This window comes from Aquiflexum sp., from assembly GCF_041749095.1.
Lineage (GTDB): Bacteria > Bacteroidota > Bacteroidia > Cytophagales > Cyclobacteriaceae > Aquiflexum.
Genome location: NZ_JBGTCA010000451.1, coordinates 1 through 3,463, shown reverse-complemented (window position 1 = coordinate 3,463; position 3,463 = coordinate 1). Strand labels below are relative to the sequence as shown.

Annotated in this window: 2 protein-coding genes; both read right to left on the bottom strand. The window is 38.5% G+C overall.

Translation table 11 applies throughout. The features are described from left to right. On the bottom strand, positions 1 to 3,141 hold a 3,141-nt coding region (locus ACEW8O_RS20735), incomplete at its 3' end, for an ATP-binding protein (protein ID WP_373496539.1). A 1-nt stretch (position 3,142) separates the two neighbouring features. Then, positions 3,143 to 3,463 (bottom strand): hypothetical protein (locus ACEW8O_RS20730; RefSeq protein ID WP_373496538.1); only part of this gene is annotated, 321 nt, incomplete at its 5' end.

The window sequence follows — 3,463 nt, the reverse complement described above, 5'->3', positions numbered from 1 at the left end:
TCTATCCATATAGCGATAGAACATATCTGAATGATAGTTCCAACTGAACCACCCATCCCGGTAATCAGGATAAATGAATAATTCCTTTCTGGAAGGCTGCGTTGTCCTTACCCCATCGCCATAGTAAGGAATTGTTGAAGGTATTTTTACTTCCAAAAAAGCAGGGGATAACTTCGAATAATATTCAAAGGCATTATCCAACCAGGAATCCAACAGATCCTGATTGATTTCCATTTGACGGTCAAACCAATATTTATGGGTAAAAACTGCTTTTCTTTTGGAGTTAATGGCCAATTGATAATTCCTTTCTGATGGGTCACTGATCTGATTAATATATATTTCATAATCTTCACTCATCTGATCATAAACATATCGGTCTGAAAAGAACAGGTTAGGGTAAATATAGCCACGATAGGATCTTAAGGCCTGAGGTTCAAGATTGGCCCCAATATACAAATGGGTGATATAACCGGACCTGATGATTGTATTTCTATAAACGGTGATTGCCGGATTATCAATGGTGTTGGTCTCAATCCATTCGATCAGCCTTGGTGCATGATGCCTATGTCGGTATTGATATAAATACCCCAAAATATTTTGGTGATTATTGAATACCCTGCCCAATTCGAAGTACTCTCTTTGTCCATTGTTCAGTAATTGTTGAAAAGCCCATTCCACCCCATTGATATCTCCTTTACTTGCATAAAGTGAAGCCAAAGTATGATAACCATTGTTAAAATCCGTTGGGAGTCTCCCATTTGGCTCAAAACTTCCCTTTGAATAATATCGGGAGAAAGCAATTTTTCCCTCCTCGCTTTCAGTAGGTGCAATGGTCTGAAGAACTTCATCGATTCCTTCCAAAGTGGCATTGCTATCAGTAAGCCATAGCTGAATGGCCAAATTGAGCTCAAAAGGCAACGTTGGACTAAATTGACCTGTTGCCTCATAAAAATCCACCACTCTATTCCTGTTTCTTTCTGTTAAATCTGTAATGATTTTTTCATTCTCTTTGGAAGGACTGTAATAATTATCCCTCATCAGAATGAGTAGAAATTTATTGGTCTGAGCCAAAATATAATCTGATTCAATTGCAGGATTCGGTGATTTCAGATCCTTATAAATTAAATCTACTAACAAATCCCTAATAGGATCTTCAATATGTTTATCTACATAGATCAAAAATTTATAAGTATCAATGGCCAGCGAAATTCTATCCTTTTGATTCATCGAAGACAAGAAAGAAGTCAAATAACCCGGTTCATAGCGCTCTTCTGCAAGCAGGTATATTGCCTTATCCTGATTAAAAACCTCTGGACTGTTCAGATAAGTTAAAGCTTCAATCCTGGCACGTTCAATGACCCTTTCATTCGCTTTTTGTTCTGCATCATACCAATAAAACCCGCTCAATACGACCATCACCAAGATGGCAAAAAAGGTACCTATGCGTTGGGCGCCATACTTCATAAAAGTACGGGTAAAGAAAACATTTCTACTGCTTCTCTTCAGAAACTCCTGGATTTCAGTTAAAAGTTTTTGGGCTTCCTTCGTCCTTATTTCATCATTTTCTTTGATCTCTGAATACCTTTTGATCCAACCGACATTAGGTTTACATTCTTCATACCAGTTTTCGAAAAATGACAAGGGCCCGATCGGTAGTAAAAAATTTCTGCTTTTCCCATTGTCCTTCCAACGGTCGAGTTGTTTTTTGAAGTCTAAGTAGGTACTGTAAAACTCAAATTCCTGGTTGGCCCAGGCATTGAGTTTATTCCAGTTTCTGATCAAACTTTCATGGGTAATATCCAAAACCGTTTCCTCATGCAGAATATGGGTATCCGGATCTTCTGTCTTGAAGGGTCTGATAAATGAATTACCTTCCTCCCTGAAAATATTCAGAACTCCACCTACCACCTTGGAATTAAGGTCAGGCGTATTGATGATTTCGGTAAGCTCTCCCAAACTCATCCTGTTTCTTACCGCCCTGCTGTTATCAATTTTTGTAAGACCACTAAAAGTTAATGCAATAACCCTCTTGGCTTCGTGTTGGGAAATTGGGTTTTCAGGATTTACCTTGTTATAATATTCCCACGAATTTTCATATAAAATACTGGCATGGATTTCAATAACTTTGTTTAAACCGGTCTGATGATAATAAACCCGCTGATGTTCGGGCAGTGATTTAAACCAATTTAGGAAAATCTTTTGATCAATGTCCGGCAATTCATTGGCCGGCATCCCTCCAACTTTAGCATAATGAATAAGATCCATTTCCTCAGCCCCACTATCTGCTGCTAACCAGATTTGGGTCAAAGCATGCTGTAAAATGGGTAACTGATCTAAGCCTTCAGCCAAATCATAGACCAGCCTTTCTATCAACCTTTGGGAAATCTTATTTCCACTCAAAATCGCAGGTTCTTCTATTACCTGCTTTAAATCCTTTCGCTTTAATCGGGGTACAAAGAACTGCGAAAAACCGATATATTCAGGAAGGCCTCTGAATGCAGAGCATTGACCTATATAATCCGAGCGCATGGTACAGACTACATATACAGGTATATTCTTCTTCAGGGCAATCCGGGCGGTTTCCAAAATCAAATTCACCACAATCTGCGAGTCCTGTGAAAGGGCTTCTTTGTAGAAGTTTTCGGGATTGGTAAAAAATTCCTCAAACTGATCCACAATGATCATCAAATTGGCAGCCTTTCTCTTTCTGTTTCTTTTTCCTGTTTCGTCTAAATCCTGCCACTTTTCATCCTGCTCATCTATATAAAAATCGGAATTGATATATAAATCAATCAGGGATGAAAATCCTCTTCTCAATTCTGTTTCAACGGCAGTGTCAAGAATATTGAATTTATCTGCAATAGCTGAGGCCATGTTCTTGACAGGACTACGTTCGGGCCGGAAGTCGGTCACAACCCAATTGGTATATTTTGCTTTGAAAAAGCCTGCGCGGGCATTGGGAATCAATCCGGCATAAATCAAAGATGACTTGCCTTCTCCTGATGCCCCAGTGACCATCAAGAACTTATTCTTCTCCAATAAATCAGTAAGCTGATCTATCTGATGATCCCGGCCTTTAAAATAAATGCTTTCATCCTCAGTAAATGACCTTAAACCGGTATATGGACATATATTATTCATATCAGGTGCTTTCATCTATGTAAAAAATCCACCGGCTGACATACCATGGATAATTCCCTTGAAATTCTTTCCATTTTCCATATATCTCCCGTTTCCCTTCAGCATATCCATACAGGATTTCACCCAGCAATATGACATAATCATCATCGGAAATATTCTCAGGAAATTGACTTTTAGCTTCGTATAAGTAAGCATGAAAACCCAAAGAGCGGACAATAAATTGATTAGCAAGAATTTTCTGTGGAAGGTTTTTTATAATTCTAAAAGACCCTTCCAAATTTTCTTTAGGGTCAAATAGGGTATTGGCATAGGCAAGTTGTAT